Source organism: Microbacterium tumbae, from assembly GCF_054780175.1.
This window is the reverse complement of sequence record NZ_BAAGWV010000003.1, coordinates 74,296-91,921: the sequence shown is the minus strand read 5'-3', so window position 1 is coordinate 91,921 and position 17,626 is coordinate 74,296. Positions and strand designations below refer to the sequence as shown.

General features: G+C 70.6%; 15 protein-coding genes. 6 read left to right on the top strand and 9 right to left on the bottom strand.

Annotated elements, in window-relative coordinates; translation table 11 throughout:
- Positions 1-13: 13 nt before the first annotated feature.
- Both ACYVGQ_RS12355 and ACYVGQ_RS12350 read right to left on the bottom strand, forming a co-directional pair.
- Positions 14-994 (bottom strand): permease prefix domain 1-containing protein, encoded by a 981-nt coding sequence (locus ACYVGQ_RS12355; RefSeq protein WP_460784941.1) that lies wholly within the window; start codon positions 992-994, stop codon positions 14-16.
- 1 nt (position 995) lies between these two features.
- Positions 996-1,337, bottom strand: a complete 342-nt coding sequence (locus ACYVGQ_RS12350) for a PadR family transcriptional regulator (protein ID WP_460785455.1) — start codon at positions 1,335-1,337, stop codon at positions 996-998.
- 86 nt (positions 1,338-1,423) lie between these two features.
- On the opposite strand from ACYVGQ_RS12350, the gene ACYVGQ_RS12345 reads away from it, so the two are divergent.
- Entirely contained in the window at positions 1,424-2,443 is a 1,020-nt protein-coding gene (locus tag ACYVGQ_RS12345; protein WP_460784940.1) for a GNAT family N-acetyltransferase, read from the top strand.
- Positions 2,444-2,571: 128 nt separating this feature from the next.
- Positions 2,572-3,552 (top strand): o-succinylbenzoate synthase, encoded by a 981-nt coding sequence (locus tag ACYVGQ_RS12340; protein WP_460784939.1) that lies wholly within the window; start codon positions 2,572-2,574, stop codon positions 3,550-3,552.
- 30 nt (positions 3,553-3,582) lie between these two features.
- Here the strand turns inward: ACYVGQ_RS12340 and ACYVGQ_RS12335 are convergent, their stop codons facing one another.
- The gene (locus tag ACYVGQ_RS12335) at positions 3,583-4,215 is read right to left on the bottom strand and encodes a TetR/AcrR family transcriptional regulator (RefSeq protein ID WP_460784938.1); all 633 of its coding nucleotides are present in this window, start codon (positions 4,213-4,215) and stop codon (positions 3,583-3,585) included.
- 125 nt (positions 4,216-4,340) lie between these two features.
- Here ACYVGQ_RS12335 and ACYVGQ_RS12330 point away from each other — a divergent pair, with 125 nt between their 5' ends.
- From ACYVGQ_RS12330 to ACYVGQ_RS12320, 3 genes are all read left to right on the top strand, one after another.
- Positions 4,341-7,124, top strand: coding sequence for an MMPL family transporter (locus tag ACYVGQ_RS12330; RefSeq protein ID WP_460784937.1), 2,784 nt, complete (start codon positions 4,341-4,343; stop codon positions 7,122-7,124).
- Entirely contained in the window at positions 7,121-9,079 is a 1,959-nt protein-coding gene (locus ACYVGQ_RS12325) for a YhgE/Pip family protein (RefSeq protein ID WP_460784936.1), read from the top strand. Before ACYVGQ_RS12330 ends, ACYVGQ_RS12325 begins: the two co-directional genes overlap by 4 nt.
- A 169-nt stretch (positions 9,080-9,248) precedes the next feature.
- Entirely contained in the window at positions 9,249-9,836 is a 588-nt protein-coding gene (locus ACYVGQ_RS12320; protein WP_460784935.1) for a 2'-5' RNA ligase family protein, read from the top strand.
- A gap of 389 nt (positions 9,837-10,225) precedes the next feature.
- Here ACYVGQ_RS12320 and ccsB read toward each other — a convergent pair whose 3' ends face one another.
- The 6 genes from ccsB to ACYVGQ_RS12290 form a co-directional block, all read right to left on the bottom strand.
- Positions 10,226-11,206: a c-type cytochrome biogenesis protein CcsB gene (gene ccsB, locus ACYVGQ_RS12315; RefSeq protein ID WP_460784934.1), complete on the bottom strand. Its 981-nt coding sequence runs from the start codon at positions 11,204-11,206 to the stop codon at positions 10,226-10,228.
- A gap of 9 nt (positions 11,207-11,215) precedes the next feature.
- On the bottom strand, positions 11,216-12,919 hold the full coding sequence (gene resB, locus ACYVGQ_RS12310) for a cytochrome c biogenesis protein ResB (protein WP_460785454.1): 1,704 nt from the start codon (positions 12,917-12,919) through the stop codon (positions 11,216-11,218).
- Positions 12,900-13,661, bottom strand: a complete 762-nt coding sequence (locus tag ACYVGQ_RS12305; RefSeq protein ID WP_460784933.1) for a cytochrome c biogenesis CcdA family protein — start codon at positions 13,659-13,661, stop codon at positions 12,900-12,902. Before ACYVGQ_RS12305 ends, resB begins: the two co-directional genes overlap by 20 nt.
- Positions 13,658-14,308: a TlpA family protein disulfide reductase gene (locus ACYVGQ_RS12300; RefSeq protein ID WP_460784932.1), complete on the bottom strand. Its 651-nt coding sequence runs from the start codon at positions 14,306-14,308 to the stop codon at positions 13,658-13,660. The genes ACYVGQ_RS12305 and ACYVGQ_RS12300 overlap by 4 nt, the downstream gene beginning before the upstream one ends.
- Before the next feature lie 253 nt (positions 14,309-14,561).
- Positions 14,562-15,197, bottom strand: coding sequence for a histidine phosphatase family protein (locus tag ACYVGQ_RS12295; RefSeq protein ID WP_460784931.1), 636 nt, complete (start codon positions 15,195-15,197; stop codon positions 14,562-14,564).
- Between the two features lie 3 nt (positions 15,198-15,200).
- Complete coding sequence (locus tag ACYVGQ_RS12290) at positions 15,201-15,566, bottom strand: DUF5684 domain-containing protein (protein ID WP_460784930.1); 366 nt, start codon at positions 15,564-15,566, stop codon at positions 15,201-15,203.
- 98 nt (positions 15,567-15,664) lie between these two features.
- Here ACYVGQ_RS12290 and aspS point away from each other — a divergent pair, with 98 nt between their 5' ends.
- Positions 15,665-17,446: an aspartate--tRNA ligase gene (aspS, locus tag ACYVGQ_RS12285; RefSeq protein WP_460784929.1), complete on the top strand. Its 1,782-nt coding sequence runs from the start codon at positions 15,665-15,667 to the stop codon at positions 17,444-17,446.
- Positions 17,447-17,626 lie beyond the last annotated feature (180 nt).

The following is a 17,626-nucleotide window of genomic DNA, read 5'->3' as shown; positions in this document are numbered from 1 at the left end:
GTCGGTCGGACGATCACCTCGCCCGCCGTGCCTTGCGCCAGCCGTCCACCGCGTCCCACGCGCCGAAGCCGACGATGCCGGCGCCGACGATGACCGCGAGGATGCGGAGGATCCCGCCCTGCCCTGCCGCCTCCGCGTCCCCGGCGGCGAATCCCTCGCCCCCGGCGTCCGCCACGAAGGAGAGGAACTCGGGGTTCACGAGCTGTCCCGTCGCGAGCAGCGTGACCGCGAGCGCGGCGAACACCACGGCGAGCACGGTGTTGACCGCGGCGAGCGGATGCGTCCAGCGGCCCCTCCCGTAGACGAAGAACGCGAGCGCGCCCTCCGCTCCCATGAGCGCGAACAGCCCCGCGATCCCCCACGGCCACAGCCCTGGACTGAGAACGGGGATCGGCTCGGCGCCCGCCGGGAAGAACCCCCGGAAGCGATCCCACAGCACGGCGCCGGCGGCGATGAGCAGGAACACGACCGTCGCGACCAGGTCGGCGCGGCCCGCGCCCTGCTGAGCCGGCTCGGGGAGCATGTCGACGTTCCAGACGGCCCCGGCGTCGGCACCGGTGCGCTCCAGCACGAAGAAGACGAGCGTCACCCAGAAGCAGAGGTGCACGATGACGCTCATCACCACCACGACCGTCTGGCCGATGATCTCCCCTGCCGGCGCGTTCGAGATCGTGAGGCCCAGCGCGACGGCGCCGGCGACGCTCACCGGCACGATCCAGAGCAGCAGCCTCAGCAGCCGCGCCCAGGTCAGGTAGTACCGGGGCCCGATCAGGTGCAGCGGCCGGTCGGCGTAGCCGGCGGCCAGGATGCCTGGATCGCCCAGCTCGGTGAGCACGGCGCGCTCCGCCGCGTCGCGATCCTCGCCCCGCTCGACGCGGTCCTCCACGGCATCGGCGATCGACGCCTCCAGCTCGATGCGCACGTCCTCCTGGGCGGCGGGTCGCAGGCCCTTCACGGTGGCGGCGATGTACCGCTCGGTCAGCGTGGTCGACATGTCACTGCTCCTGTTCGAGGTCATCGGTCAGCGAGGCGATCGCGCCGGTGAGCGCGCGCCACTCCCCGGTCAGGGTGTCGGCGAGGCGGATGCCGTCCGCCGAGGTGCGGTAGAACTTGCGGGGTCTGGCATCGTCGGTGTTCCACTCGCTGGTGAGATAGCCCTGCTTCTCCAGTCTTCGCAGCAGCGGATACAGGGTGTTGGCGTCGGTGGAGAAGCCGTGCGCCTCGAGCTGCTCGAGCAGCCCGTAGCCGTATCCGACCGTGCGCAGCAGCTGCAGGCAGGCCAGAACGACGGTGCCGCGCCGCAGCTCCTGCAGGTGGGTGTCGAGGCTCTCGTCCATGTCGAGCACATTACTGTGCATCACACACTATTGTCAATGAGACATGCCTGTGCGACGCATCCATCCCATCCGGTAGCGTCGTCGTCATGTCCCTCGTGCTGCACCGGATCGATCCCTTCGACGACGAGGACGTCACGACCTGGTGGGAGATCTACGCCGAGGCCGAGCGTGCGGATCGGGGCGAGCGCACGCCGGTGTGGACGCTCGGCGAGTCCCGCCTCGAGCTCCAGCAGCGCACGGAGACCGTCGAGCGCCGCGCATATCTCGCCCTCCAGGACGGCACGGTCGTCGGTGCCGGCCGCCTGGCGCTGCCGCTCCGCGACAACCTCCGCGCCGCGAGCGTCGGCGTCCACGTCGTCCCGCATCTGCGTCGCCGGGGAATCGGCGCCGAGGCGCTCGCCGCGCTCGAGGCGGAGGCGCGCTGGGCCGATCGCCGCATCCTGACCGCCCAGGCCTCCTGGCCCTATGCCGCGGGCGAGGACGGCGCAGGAGTTCCAGGACGAGAGTTCGCACGCCGGCACGGCTACGCGCTCGCGCTCGGCGACGTGCAGTCCCGGCTCGATCTCCCCGTCGCCGATGCCCTGCTCGCAGAGCTCGCCGCGGGAGCGTCCGCACGGGCGGCCGGGTACGCGCTGCGGTCCTGGGCAGGGCCGGTTCCGGAGGACCTCCTCGAGGGATGGGCGGAGCTGGAGGCGGCGATCGACACCGAGGCGCCGACCGGGGATCTGGAGATGGAGGCGACGACGGCATCCGTGACGCGCATCCGCGAGGACGAGGCCCTGCTCGTGCGGCAGAACCGCACGTCCTTCGGCACCATGGCGCTCACCCCCTCCGGCGAAGCCGCCGCATACACCCAGCTGGTCGTGTCCGGCGACGACGGCAACGCCTACCAGTGGGGGACGCTCGTCCACGGCGCGCATCGCGGACACGGGCTCGGCATGGCGGTCAAGATCGCCAATCTGCGGCTGCTGCAGCAGTCCAGGACCGAGGTCGGCCGCGTCTACACCTACAACGCCGGGGTCAACGAGCGCATGCTGGCCATCAACACACGCCTCGGCTTCACGCCGTCGGAGCGGATGGGCGAGCTGCAGAAGCGCCTCGGCTGAATCCCGCTGACGGGAAACCAGGACGATCTGCGCCCCGAGCGGCACGTCGCACGCCGACACGCCGCGCGGAGAACGATCCCTCTGCGTTTCCCCTCGCGAACGCGACGGGGAGGGGAACAATGGGTGTCATGATCCCGGAGCTTCCCGACCTGCTCGCCACGGCCAGGGTGGTCGCGCTGCCCATGACGACACGGTTCCGCGGCGTCGACGTCCGCGAGGCGCTCCTGCTCGAAGGCGCCGAGGGCTGGGCCGAGTTCTCCCCCTTCGTGGAGTACGGGGATGCCGAGGCGTCCGCGTGGCTGTCCGCCGCGCTCGACTTCGGCTGGAACGCACAGCCCGCGCCGCTTCGCACCTCGATCGGCGTCAACGCCACGGTTCCGGCCGTCCCGGCGGATCGGGTCGCCGCGATCCTCGCGCGCTTCCCCGGATGCCGCACGGCCAAGGTGAAGGTCGCGGACCCCGGTCAGCCGCTCACCGACGACATCGCACGCGTCCGCGCCGTGCGCGAGGCCCTAGGCGCGGAGGGCCGCATCCGCATCGACGCGAACGGGGCGTGGAACGTGGACGAGGCGGAGCACGCCGTGCACGCCCTCGCCGAATACGACCTCGAGTATGCCGAGCAGCCCTGCGCGAGCATCGACGAGCTGGCCGAGCTGCGCCGACGCATCGCCTACATGGGCATCCCGATCGCCGCCGACGAGAGCGTCCGGAAGGCGGCGGACCCGATCGCCGTCGCGAGGGCGGGCGCCGCCGACCTCGTCGTCATCAAGGCGCAGCCGCTGGGCGGCATCCGCCGCGCCCTCGACATCGTCGCCGAGGCGGGGCTGCCCGCCGTGGTCTCCAGCGCGCTCGACACCGCCGTCGGCCTCAGCCAGGGGGCTGCCCTCGCCGCATCTCTGCCCGAGCTGGAGTACGACTGCGGCCTGGGCACCGGCGCGCTCTTCGTCGAGGACATCGCCGACCTCGCCGTGCAGGACGGAAAGATCCCCGTCGGCAGGGTGACGCCGGATCCGGCGCGGCTGGCCGCACGGGAGGCGTCGGCCGAGCGAAGGCGCTGGTGGCTCGACCGCCTCTCCCGGTGCCATGCGCTGCTGACGGCATCCGCCTGAGCGCCCGACGGCGCGCACCGCCGGGCGGACTCAGTCCTCGGCGGGGGCGATGATCAGCTCGACGAGCTGGCCGAGCGCCTCGGATCCGGTGCGATGCAGGTCGTCGCCGTCGAGACCCGCGATCGCCGCACGACCCATGCATCCCTCCCACTGCACCATGAGCATCCGGGCGGCCGTCGGCACGTCGACGCGCAGCCCGAACAGCCCGGAGTCCACGATGCCCTGGATGATGCCCTCGATGCTCGCCATCATGTCGCGGTCCTGGGCGAGATAGGCGTCGCCGAAGTCATGGTCGCGCAGGGCGCGGATGCGGATCTCGCTCATCATCAGCACGCCGAGACGGTCGTCGAGGCCGGAGTCCATGATCTTCTGCACGAGCTCGATGGGGTCGGCCGCGCCCTTGAGCACTCCGGAGGCCACGAACTCGTCGATGCGCGCCCGCACGGACGACAGCCGCTGCTCCGCCACGGAGGAGGCGAGCGAGAGGAACAGCTGGTCCTTGGACTCGAAGTTCGAATAGAAGGCGCCGCGGGTGAAACCCGCACGTTCGCAGATCGCCTCGACGCTCGCACCTTCCAGCCCCACCTCGGCGAACACCTGCGCCGCGGCATCGAGCAGTCGCGCCCGCGTGTTCTCTCGGCGTCTCGTCACCGGAATCGTCATCGATACCTCCTCCCCCCAGACTTTCACACCTCGCGCACAGAATCGTGCAGTCGACTCACCGTAGGATACACAGTTGTATCGAATACACGTATGTATCGAAATCAAACACCCCGCCGGAGGCCTGCGTGTCCACTCTCCTCTCCTCGCTCGGACGCTGGTCCTTCCGCCACCCCTGGCGGGTGCTGGTCTCCTGGCTGATCGTCCTCGGCGTCGCCGGCGGCGGCGCGCTCGTCCTCGGCCAGGGCACGGACAACACCTTCTCGATCCCCGGCACCGAGTCGCAGGCGGGACTCGAGCAGCTCTCCCGCTCCTTCCCGCAGGTGAGCGGCACGAACGCCCGGTTCATCGTGGTGGCGGACGACGGCGACCGCGTCACCGATGACGAGTATCGCGCGGACCTCGAGGACGCCGTGGACGAGCTCGAGGACCTCGACGGCGTCCTCGCGGTGACCTCTCCCTACGACGAGTCGGTCACGGGCATGATCAACCAGGACGAGACCGCCGCCATCGTGCAGCTGCAGTTCGACGGCCAGTCCACCGATGTCTCCGCAGAGACCAAGGACGAGCTCTCCGCTGTCGTCGACGATCTGTCGGGGCAGCTTCCCGACGGCGCGCAGACCGCGCTCGGCGGCGACCTGTTCGCGACCTCCATCCCCGGCGTGACGCTCACGGAGGCGGTCGGCCTGCTCATCGCGCTCGTGGTCCTGATCGTCACCTTCCGCTCCTTCGCGGTGGCGGGGCTCCCCCTCGCCACCGCCATGCTCGGCGTGGGCATCTCGATCGCCGGCATCTTCGCCGCGACCGCCTTCGCGACGGTCTCGTCCACGACCCCGCTGCTGGCGCTGATGCTCGGACTGGCGGTCGGCATCGACTACGCGCTCTTCATCGTGGCCAGGCATCAGGACCAGGTGCGGGACGGCGTCGATCCGGAGGAGTCCACAGCCCGCGCCGTCGGCACCGCGGGCTCGGCCGTCGTGTTCGCCGGGATCACGGTGCTCATCGCCCTGATCGGCCTCGGCTTCGCCGGCATCCCGTTCCTCACGACCATGGGCATCGCCGCGGCCGTCGCGGTCGCCGTGGCCGTGGCCATCGCCGTCACGCTCACGCCCGCGTTCCTCGGATTCATAAAGGGGCGCGTGATCGGCTGGCGGCGCAAGGAGCCGAGGCCCCGCAAGGGCAGGGCGGCCGCGCCCCGCCTCGGCTTCAGCGCACGCTGGGTCGGCGGGGTCACGAAGCATCCGGTCCTCGTCTCGCTCGCCGTCGTGATCGGCCTCGGCGTCGTGGCGATCCCCGTCCTGAGCCTGAACCTCGCCCTGCCGAACGCCGGCGTGCTGCCGAAGGAGAACGAGGCGCGCCAGAGCTACGACCTGGTGGCCGAGGAGTTCGGCGCCGGGTTCAACGGCCCGCTCATCCTCACGGGCACCATCGTGACCTCTGACGACCCGCTGACGCTCATGGAGGACCTCGGGGACGCCGTCGAGGAGGTCGACGGCGTCAAGGAGGTCGCCCTCGCGACGCCCAACGAGACGATCGACACCGGCATCGTCCAGGTGATCCCCGACACGGCGCCGGACGATCCCGCGACCGCCGACCTGGTCCGCGAGCTGCGCTCGCACCACGACGAGTGGCTCGACGAGTTCGGCATCGATCTGCAGGTCACCGGCTTCACAGCGGTCGGCATCGACATCTCCGACCAGCTCGGGAACGCCCTGCTGCCGTTCGGCGTCTTCGTGATCGGGCTCTCCCTGATCCTCCTGACGATCGTCTTCCGCTCGATCTGGGTGCCGGTCACGGCCGCCCTCGGATACCTCCTCTCGATCATCGCCGGATTCGGCGTGGTCGGCGCCGTCTTCGAGTGGGGCTGGTTCGCCGACCTGCTGCACGTGGCCAAGGTCGGGCCGATCATCAGCTTCATGCCGATCATCCTGATGGGCGTGCTGTTCGGCCTCGCCATGGACTACCAGGTGTTCCTCGTGTCGCGGATGCGCGAGGACTACGTCCACGATCCGGGTTCCCGGAGCAGCGACCGCGCGGTGCGCCGCGCGGCCGCGCAACGCGCCATCCGCAGCGGCTTCACGGGCTCGGCGAAGGTCGTCACCGCGGCAGGGCTCATCATGTTCGCGGTGTTCGTCGCCTTCGTTCCGGAGGGCGACTCCTCGCTGAAGCCGATCGCGCTCGGGCTCGCCGCGGGCATCGCGATCGACGCCTTCCTCGTGCGCATGACGCTCATCCCCGCTCTCATGGCGATCCTCGGCGAACGTGCATGGCAGCTGCCCTCCTGGCTCGAGAGGATCCTCCCGAGCGTCGACGTCGAGGGAGAGGCCGTGGAACGCGAGCGACATCTCGCCGACTGGCCGGGAGACGGTTCGGTGGTAGCCGCGGAGGATCTCGTCCTCAGCACGGACGCCCCTCCGTCCGCCCCGCTGGCCTTCCGCGTCTCCCCCGGCACGGCGCTCGTCGCCACCGGCGGATCGCCTCGCGTCCGGCGCGCTCTGTCGCTCGCGATCGCCGGGCGGCTCGCCCCGGCGGCCGGCCGGCTGCGCGTGGCGGGGCATCTGCTCCCCGGACGCGCCGCCTGGGTGCGCGGTCATGTCGGGTTCGTCCCGATCGACGAGGCGGACGCCTCCCTGGCCGACCTGCGCGAGGCGCTGCGCGGTTCGTCCGCGCTGGTCGTCGTCGACGGCATCGACCGGCTCGTCGGCGCCCGGCGAGACCAGGCGACCGCGATGCTCAGGGATGCCGGCGCACGCCGTGCCCTCGCCGTCTTCGCGACTGCATCCGACCCGAGCACGGCATTCGGAATCCTCGCCGACGCCGGGATCCGCTCGGCGGACGCCATCGACATCGCCCGCCCCTCATCCGTCTCGCGCGAACCGCGCGACCCCGAGACCTCCGAGGTGACCGCATGACCCTCTCGATCGAACGCGCCCGCTCCCGCCGGCCCGTCACCTGGCTGACCCTCATCGGGGTGCTGCTGCTGCCGGCCGTCATCGGCGGCATCCTCGTCGCAGCCCTCCAGAACCCCACCGAGCGGCTCGACACCATGACCGCCGCAGTGGTCAACCTCGACGATCCCGTCACGATCGACGGGCAGTACACCCCGCTCGGGCGCGAGCTCACCTCGGGGCTGGTCGAAGGATCGGACGACCTGGACTCGAACCTCACCTGGGTGATCTCGAACGAGGAGGACGCCGCATCAGGGCTCGCCGACGGCACGTACCAGGCCGTCATCACGATCCCGGAGAACTTCTCCGCCGCAGCGACCTCGGCGGGCCAGGCGATCTCCGACGGCGGAGGCGAGGCGGAGCAGGCCACGATCAGCGTCACGACGCCGGACGACGGCCTCGTCGCCGACGACCTCATCACGTCGCAGATCGCGTCGACGGCGGCATCGACGATGGGCACGATGCTCAGCGAGGCGACGACGGAGAACATCCTCGTCGGCTTCACGACCATCGGGGAGCAGATCGGCGACGCGGCGGACGGCGCGGTGGAGCTCGCCGCCGGAGCGTCGGACGCCGCGACCGGAGCGGCGGCGATCCCGGACGGAGCGACGCAGCTCGCCGACGGCGCAGCCCAGCTGCGCGGCGGGGCATCGCAGCTGGCGTCGGGCCTCGACACCATCGCGGACGGGACCGAGTCGGCCGCAGCCGGTGCGAGCAAGCTGGGCAGCGGGCTGACGGATGGTGCGGCGGCGCTGGAGAAGACCGGGCTCGTGCCGGACGAGATCGCGGGCGCGGCCGAGAAGTCGATGAACGGCTCCGCGGATGTCGCTGCGAAAGCCGCCGCGCTGTCGACGGACCTCAACGGCATCCTCGCGGACTGCGACAGCACCCAGACCCCGGACCTTTGCACTGCGCTTCAGGCCGCTGCGGACGACGCGACGGCGCTGCTGAAGCCGGCCGGTGACGTCGCACAGAACGCCGCCATCACCTCGATGGGCCTGGGGGCGTTCGACGCTGAGGCCTCGAAGACCCTCGCCACCCAGATGCGCACCGCGGGAACCGGCGCGACGACGCTGGCGAACGCCCTCACCCAGCTCGCCGACGGAACGACCCGGTCGGCCGACGGCGCCCGTGACCTCTCCGACGGCGCCGGCCGGCTGAGCACCGGCGCCGGCGAGCTCGCCACCGGCGCGACGGACCTGGTCGACGGCCTCGATCAGCTCGCCGACGGAACGGATGAACTGGCGGACGGCCTGCAGACCGCGGCGACCTCGCTCCCGGCGTTCGACGAGCAGGAGTCGTCCTCGCTGGCCTCGGTGATCGCCGACCCGGTCTCCTCCGGCACCGCGACCTCGACCGTCTTCGGCCCGACGGCGATCCCCCTGCTCGCCGCCGTGGTGCTGTGGTTCGGCGGCCTGGCCTCCTATCTGGTGATGCGCGCGCACACCGAGAGGACGCTCACCTCGAGGCGTCCCTCGTTCGCGCTGACGCTGCGCTCATTCGCCCCCGGAGCGCTCCTCGGCGCAGGACAGGGCGTGCTCGTCGCCCTGATCGTCCAGATCGTGGCGAGCTACGACGCGGCCACCTGGTGGACGTTCGCGGGTACGGCCGTCCTCGCCGGCGTGGCCTTCGCGGCGGTGAACCAGGCGCTCGTGGCCGTCTTCGGCGGCATCGGACGCTGGATCAGCGCGCTCGTCGGCGTCGTCGCCGTCGCGACGGGACTCATCTCGACCGTACCGGCCTGGCTGGCCTCGATCGGGGCCGCCCTCCCGACCGCCCCGGCCTTCACCGGCCTCATCGCCGGCAGCGGCGGAGCGATCGCCGGGCTGGTCGTCTGGGGCTTCCTCTCGCTCGTGGCGACGACCCTGGCCGTCGCGCTGCGGCGCACGACCTCCGTCAAGGCGGTCCTGGCGACCTGACACCGCCCTCGCCGCGTCAGCTTCTTACCCCCGAGCGCGTGGCAGCTCAGTTTCGTACCTCCCCGCGCCCGCGGAGGTACGAAACTGAGCCCGCTGCACCGGGCCGAGACCCGCGCGGCTGCGGACGAGGGCGGGGCGACCCGGTCGGTGAGGAGACTAAGCTCGCTGCATGCGTCGGCCGATCATGAACACTCCCGAGCAGCTGGCCTCCCTCGAGGGCCAGCAGTATCTCGTCCTCCGGCCGGCTGGCGCGGTCGCCGAGGCGTTCCGCACCGTGCAGGATGCCGCGATCGCCGTCGCGGAGGGACCTCTCACCTGGCCGCACACCGAGCACATCACCCTGCGCGGCTTCTTCGAGCCGGAGCGCCGCGAGGAGCTCGCGGCGCTGATCCGGACGTGGGCGGCCGCGCAGCATCCGATCGACGTCGTCGCGGAGGCCGTGGATGCCTTCCCCTCCCCCTGGCAGATCGTCATCGTGCGGCTGGCGCGCACGGCCTCCCTCACCGCGGCGTACGCGAGCCTCACCCGCGCGCTGGAGCCGACCGGCTTCCGCCGCCTCGACGAACGCCCGCTCGAGGATTGGACCTTCCACCTGTCCGCGGTCTACGGCAGGCAGCTGGATGCTGCGTCCTGGTCGCGTCTCGAGCAGGCGTCGTGCCGTCCGCTGCCCGACCGTCCCGGCGAGACGATCGCCGAGGCCGAGCTCGTCTGGTACTCCGACGGCGCCGAGCACGCGGAGAGCATCCCGCTCGGCTGAGGACCGGACGCCCCGCCGCTCCTCTCCGCCCGGCAACGGGCCAGTCGAATGCAGCACGATCGAGATCCGTTTCGACTCGCGCGGCCTCCGGCCGGGCTCGCTCGACGAACGGAGGAGGAAGGAAGCCGCCCCGCAGGGACTCGACCGACGGGCGAGAGGGAAAGCCGACCCCGCGAAACCTCGACCGACGAACGGAGGAGGAAGGAAGCCGCCCCGCAGGGACTTGACCGACGAGCGAGGAGAAAAAGCCGACCCCGCGAAACCTCGACCGACGAACGGGGATCCCGCGAAACCCCACTCGGCGGATGAGGGGAAGCCGACGGGGTGCGGGCTCACTCAACGGACGAGGAAACGCCATCCGCCCGCGCACCCGCTCGGCGAAAGACGGCTCAGCTCAGGCCGGAGTAAGCGTGCAGGCCCTTGAAGAAGACGTTCACGATCGTGAAGTTGAAGATCACGGCCGCGAAGCCGACGATCGACAGCCACGCCGAGGGGTTGCCGCGCCAGCCGCGCGTCGCGCGAGCGTGGATGTACCCGGCGTAGAGCACCCAGATGATGAAGGTCCAGGTCTCCTTGACGTCGAAGCCCCAGTACCGGCTCCAGGCGGACTGCGCCCAGATGGCCCCCGCGATGAGGGTGAAGGTCCAGAAGATGAACCCGACGATCGCGAAGCGGTACGCGAGCCCCTCCAGTCGCTCGGCTGTCGGGAGCGCGCCGAGGAACCTCGGGCCGGCCTTCTCCGCCTCCTCCAGGATCTTCCGCTCCCGCCGCGCCTGCAGGAGCTGCAGCACGGACAGGGCGCAGGCCAGTGCGAGGAACGCCGTGGCGAGCGACGCGACGAAGACGTGGATCACGAGCCACACGCTCTTCAACGGATCCATCAGCGGCGTGACCTCGACGTAGAAGCTCGTCGACGCCAGGCCGAGGAGCACGACGACGAGACCGATGATGAAGGTCCCGAGGAAGCGCAGGTCGATACGGGACAGCACCGCGAGGAACACCAGGACGATGAGCGCCGTGCCCGTCATCGCGAACTCGTAGAGGTTCGCCCACGGCACGCGCTCGGCGGCGATGCCGCGCAGCACGACGGCCGCCACGTGGAGCAGGAAGGCGAGCACGGTCAGCGAGGTGCCGATGCGCGCCATCACGAGCTTCTTCTTCGGCGCTTCCGAAGCAGGGGCGTCCGCGCCCGACGCCGCGGACCGCGGAGCGGACGAGCCGCCGGCGACGACGAGCTCACGCTCGAGACGGGCATCCGCGGTCGCCTCGGAGCGCTGCGCGAGGTCGAACGCGTAGGCGATGAACGCGGCCGCGTAGATGGCGATCGCGGTCCAGAGGAACAGCACCGAGTAGTCGTTGAGCGCGTCCATGGTTCCAGTCTACTTTCGGGGGGATGCGTCGAGGAGGCGGGTGTGCCCCTCGGCGAGATCGGCGACGGCCGCGGCGAGCGTCGGATCCTCGCCACGGGCGAGACCCGCGTACTCGAGGTGCAGGGAGCCGTCCTTCGCCGTCGCCTTGACCCACATGCGCCGACGCGGGACGAAGAGGGCGAGCCCCAGCCCCGCGAGAGCCAGCAGCGCGAACACCAGCACCCACACCGCCGATTCGTCGTGATGGATCTGGAGCGAGGCGAACCGCTTGACGGACTGGCTGAAGTCGCCCTCCTCCGTCCCCTCCGGGGACTCGTCCTCGAAGGTCACGGTGCCCAGCCCGTTCGGCAGGTCGACGGTCTCGCCGGGCATCATCTGGAGCGAATCGGCATCGGAGTCCGGGCCTGCGATCTCCGTGAGGTCGGTGGTGTCCAGCACGTAGACGGAGCGCGGCGTGCCGGCGTCGATGCCGAGATCGCCCTCATAGACGCGCAGCGTCAGCACGGGCAGAACGAGATCTCCATACGCGGAGGCCAGCGCCCCGTTGTCCAGCTTCACGGCGGTGGGATAGAAGAAGCCGAGCATGCCGAGCTGCTCCGGCATCCCGTCCGTCACCTTGACGACGCCCAGCGAGGTCATGTTGTTGTCCTGCGGCAGGAACTCGACCGAGTCGCGGAACACGACCGTGCCCTCGGCGTTGCGGACGGTGATCGTCGGCGCATAGCCGTTGCCGAGCAGGAAGACGCCGTCGCCGGAGACGCTCAGCGGTTCGTTGACGCGCACGGCGCCGTCCCAGGTCGAGCCGTCGCTGTCGCGCACCGAGACGTTCGCGGAGAAGTCGCCGGCCTGGCCGGAGGCGACCGAGCCGTACTCCTGATAGGTCACGTCGAAGGAGTCCAGCGTCATGGCGTACGGCGCCAGGGCGTCATCGCCGACGAAGCGGCCGCGATTCATCGAGTTGTAGTCGACGAGGGAGTTGACGAAGGTCTCCCCCTCGACGACGACCTTCTGCCCCGTGTACGCGAACCCGCCGCCGACGCCGACCGTGATCAGGACGCCGACCAGAGCCAGATGGAACAGGAGGTTGCCGGTCTCGCGCCAGTAGCCGCGCTCCGCGGAGACCGAGAGCACCCCGCGCTGGTCGTAGCGCTCCACGCGATATTCGAGCGCCTTCAGCTGCTTCTGCGCGACGTCTGCCGCCCTCGCGGCCTCGGCGACGACGTCCTCGGCCTCCCGCTCGACCTCGACGTGATCGGCGAGGCGCTGCAGGCGCGCCGGCGTCCGTGGCGGCCGGGTGCGCAGCGCTTTCGCGTGATGTCTGATACGCGGGATGACACAGCCGACGAGCGAGGTGAACAGCAGCAGATAGATCGCCGAGAACCACGGCGACAGGTACACGTCGAACAGGCTCAGCGAATCGAGGACCGGGAACAGGTCGGGGTTGTTCTGCTCCCACTGCGTGACGCCGTTGGGGTCCGCCATCCGCTGCGGGAAGACCGAGCCGGGGATCGCGGCGACCGCGAGGAAGAGCAGCAGCACGAGCGCGGTGCGCATGGAGGTCAGCTGACGCCAGCCCCAGCGCAGCCAGCCGACGACGCCGAGCCTGGGCTGGTTGACGCCCTCGGCGTCGCCGTCGATGTGGTCCGACGGGCGCAGCGGATCTGCGGAGCTCACGGCTTCCTTCTTCCTCGGATCAGAGCGGGAGTTGGACAGCGCCCATCACCGCCTGTAGCCGGGACATGATGACGGTCCACACCCCGGTCGCCATGAGGATGCCGAGGAGCACGAGCAGGCTGCCGCCGATGATGTTCACGATGCGGATGTGGCGGCGGAGAAACCCGATCGCCCTGGACGCCCAGCCGAAGCCGAGGGCCGCGAGCAGGAAGGGGATGCCGAGTCCGAGGGAGTACGCCACCCCGAGGAGTCCGGCGCGGACCGGATCGCCGACGTTCACGGCGAGAGCGGTGATCGCGGTCAGGGTCGGGCCGAGACACGGAGCCCAGCCGATCCCGAGCGCGATGCCCAGCAGCGGCGCGCCGATGACGCCGGCCTTCGCGTCGACGTGGAAGCGCAGCTCGCGCTGCGCGAAGCCGAAGAGCCCGAGGAACACGAGCCCCATCAGGATGATGACGACGCCGAGGATGCGGGAGATCAGGTCGCCCCAGCGCAGCAGGAAGACGCCGGCCGCGCCGCCGAGGACCGTGAAGACGACGAACACGACGGTGAACCCCAGGATGAACAGCATCACGCCGAGGACGAGGCGCCCGCGTCCGGCTGCCGCCGCGATCCGATCCGGAGCCGTGCCCCGCGGCGAGACCGCCGCGCCCAGGAATCCGAGGTAGCCGGGGACGAGCGGGAGGACGCAGGGCGAGAGGAAGGACACCAGGCCGGCGAGCAGCGCGACGGGGACGGCGAGCCAGAGGCTGCCGGCGCCGATGATCTCCTGGGCGTTCACGCGCTCTCCGCGAGCGCGTCCTTCACGAGCGTGGAGAGGATCGACGCGCTCTCCAGCTGGCCGATGATGCGCGCGGCGACCCGGCCCTGCTTGTCCAGCACGAGCGTGGTCGGCGTCGCCCGGATCGGCGTCGCCTCGGCGAAGGCGAGCTTGGCCTCTCCGGTGGCGACGTCCATGAGGCTCGGATAGGTGACGCCGTAGGTCTCGGCGAAGGCCTTGGCGGTGTCCGCCTCGTCGTAGGTGTTGACGCCGACGAAGGAGACCCCCTGATCCTGGAACTCCTGCCAGACGGACTCCAGCTCCGGCGCCTCGACACGGCACGGGGCGCAGCCCGCGTACCAGAAGTTGATCACCGCGACGTCCCCGGTGATGTCGTCGCTCTCGAACCGCTCGCCGTCCTCGGTGACTCCCCCGTAGACCACGGGATCACCGCGGTCGGCCGGCGCGACCTCCACGACGGTGAAGCCGTCGGCTCCGATGTACCCCTTGTCCTCGCCGTTCAGGTACGACTCGGAGACGGGGTCCGGAGAGCAGGCGGTGAGGACCAGGACGGCCAGCGCGGCGAGCGCTGCCGCGGCCGCACGACGGGATCGGCCGGTGCGGAGGAGACGGCCGCCGCGGATCGGGGCGAGCGGGACATGGGGCACGTCACCAGCTTACGGGGCGGATTCTATGGGGTCTCTGATGGTTCTGCCAGCATCCGAGCGGATCCGTCGCCCGCCTCAGCACCCGGTGCCCGCCGTGGTCACGTGTTCACCGGCTCGGGTGTCTCGTATGGCCGCTTCCGCGTGGCCGACGCGACCACACGCGCCACCTCCATCGACGCGATGCGGCCGCAGGAGGCACCTCTCGCGCACGACGCGGCCAGACGAGACTCGCCCGGGCGACGGCGCGGCCGATTCAGACGGCGCCGAGATCGACCCCGGACGCGGCCGGCTCCGCGTAGTCGACCTCGCGCCAGACATCCCCCACCCGCTCGAAGCTCGTCACGCTGGAGAGCGCGCAGCGGCGGGTGCGGGGGTCGTGGCGGAGCGGAAGGCCGGCGACGGCGAGATGGGTGATCCAGATCGGCGCCTGGTGGGAGACGAACACGATGTCGCCCTCGCCGTCGGAGACCGGCGCCGAGTGCCAGGCGTCGTCCATCGCGTCCTGCATCCGCGCCGCGATCGAGACGTACGGCTCCCCCCAGCTGGGGACGGACGGACGCCTCAGGTGCCGCCAGTTCATCGGATTCATCAGCGCGCGCCGCATCCGCGTGCCCTCGAACACGTTCGCCGGCTCGATGATCCGCTCCTCGAGCACAGCGGGAAGATCGAAGAGCTCGGCGAACGGCTCTGCGGACTCCTGCGTGCGCTGCAGAGGAGAGCAGCGCAGCTCCGAGACCGGCCGCTCCAGTCCCGCGACGTACTCGGCGGCGGCGCGCGTCATCGCGCGGCCCGCCTCGCTCAGGCGGTAGTTCGGCAGGCGGCCGTAGAGGACGTGCTGCGGATTGTGGACCTCGCCGTGACGGACCAGGTGCAGGCGACGATCGGCCACGCGTCAGACCCGCCGGTACTGCGCCGAGCCGAAGCCGATGATGAGGTGCCCGATGAAGGGGAACAGCCACAGCAGGAAGAAGGAGAATCCCGCCCCCTTGCCGAAGTTCTCCCCCTCCTTGACGGCGACGACGATGCCGAAGACCCATCCGACGATCGGGATGAGGTACAGCAGCGCCAACCAGCCGGACATGCCGGCGATCTTGACGAGGAAGATCCAGTTCACGATGGGGATGAGGGCGAGGATGCCGGGGTATCCGGCCTTGGCGAACACCTTCCACATCGTCACCGCGTAGACGAGATAGAAGACGATGCCGAGCAGCGCCGAGCTCGTCGAGAACAGCTGCTCCGTGATCAGGTTGGAGTCCATGGGCGGGAGTCTATCGAGCGTGCGAGGACCGGGGAGGACCGCACGGCGCGCCCCCGTAGAATGGCTGGGTTCCCTTTTCCGAACTGGAGGAATCTTCCGTGCTTCGCACTCACACGACCGGCTCCCTGCGAGCCGAGGACATCGGTCAGACCGTCACCCTCACGGGCTGGGTCGATCGTCGTCGTGATCACGGAGGCGTCGCGTTCATCGATCTGCGGGATGCCTCGGGCATCGCCCAGGTCGTCATCCGCGACGAGGAGGTCGCCCGCCCGCTGCGCAGCGAGTTCGTGCTCAAGGTCACCGGCGCCGTCTCGGCGCGCCCGGCAGGCAACGAGAACCCGAACCTGCCCACCGGCGAGATCGAGGTCATCGCGCACGACGTCGAGGTGCTCAACGAGTCCGCCCCCCTGCCGTTCCCCGTCTCGACGGGCTTGGAGGGCGCCGACCCGATCGGCGAGGACGTGCGCTTCAGGCATCGCTACCTCGACCTGCGCCGCCCCTCCTCGGCATCGGCGCTCCGGCTGCGCTCGCAGGTGTACAAGGCCGTGCGCGACGTCCTGTACGAGCGCGAGTTCGTGGAGGTCGAGACCCCGACGCTCACCCGCTCCACGCCGGAGGGCGCCCGCGACTTCGTCGTGCCCGCCCGCCTGCATCCCGGCAGCTGGTACGCCCTGCCGCAGTCGCCGCAGCTGTTCAAGCAGCTGCTCATGGTGGGCGGCGTGGAGAAGTACTTCCAGATCGCCCGCTGCTACCGCGACGAGGACTTCCGCGCCGACCGCCAGCCGGAGTTCACCCAGCTCGACATCGAGATGAGCTTCGTGGATCAGGAGGACGTCATCGAGATGATGGAGGATGTCGTCACGGCGATGTGGAAGACGATCGACGTCGACGTGCAGACGCCGATTCCCCGCATCACCTACGCCGACGCGATGGCGAAGTACGGCTCGGACAAGCCCGACCTGCGCTTCGGCCTCGAGCTCGTCGAGGCGACGGACTACTTCGCCGAGACCCCGTTCCGGGTGTTCCAGTCGGAGTACGTCGGCGCGGTCCTCATGCCGGGAGGCGCATCGCAGCCCCGCAAGGTGCTGGACGCCTGGCAGGAGTGGGCCAAGCAGCGCGGCGCCCGCGGCCTCGCCTACGTCCTCTTCAACGAGGACGGCACGCTCGGCGGCCCTGTGGCCAAGAACCTGTCCGAGTCCGAGCAGGCGGGCCTCATGCAGCTCGTGGGCGCCCAGGCCGGCGACTGCGCGTTCTTCGCCGCGGGTTCCGCCAAGGACAGCCGGGCCCTGCTCGGCGCCGCGCGCGTGGAGATCGGTCGTCGCCTCGGCCTCCTCGACCCCGATGTCTTCGCCTTCACCTGGGTCGTCGACGCCCCGATGTTCGAGCCGGCGGCGGATGCCGTGGCGTCCGGCGACGTCGCCGTCGGCGCGGGCGCGTGGACGGCCGTGCACCACGCCTTCACCGGGCCGAAGCCCGAGTTCGAGGACACCTTCGACACCGACCCCGCCTCGGCGCTCGCCTACGCCTACGACATCGTGTGCAACGGCACCGAGCTCGGCGGCGGCTCGATCCGCATCCACCGCGAGGACGTCCAGAAGCGCGTCTTCGAGGTCATGGGCCTCTCGGAGGAGGTGGCGCAGGAGCAGTTCGGGTTCCTGCTGGACGCCTTCAAGTTCGGCGCCCCGCCGCACGGCGGGATCGCGCTCGGCATGGACCGCGTGCTCCAGCACCTCACCAAGACCGACTCGATCCGCGAGGTCATCGCGTTCCCGAAGACGGGCAACGGCTTCGACCCGCTGACCTCCGCTCCCGCTCCCATCACGGCCGCCCAGCGCGCCGAGGCCGGCGTGGACTTCGTCGCGGAGGACGCCGAGGCCTGAAGCCCCCGCAGCCCGAACCCCGTCCGAATCGCGAGATCCGGGCGGGGTTCTCTGCGTTCCGGCCGGCGGGCCATTCCCCGGATACCTGCTGTTCACCTCCGCCCCTCCTGGACTTCACCGGACGGGAATAGGTTCCTCTCGCAACCCGACCCCGGCACCACAGCGCCGGACATCGAGAGG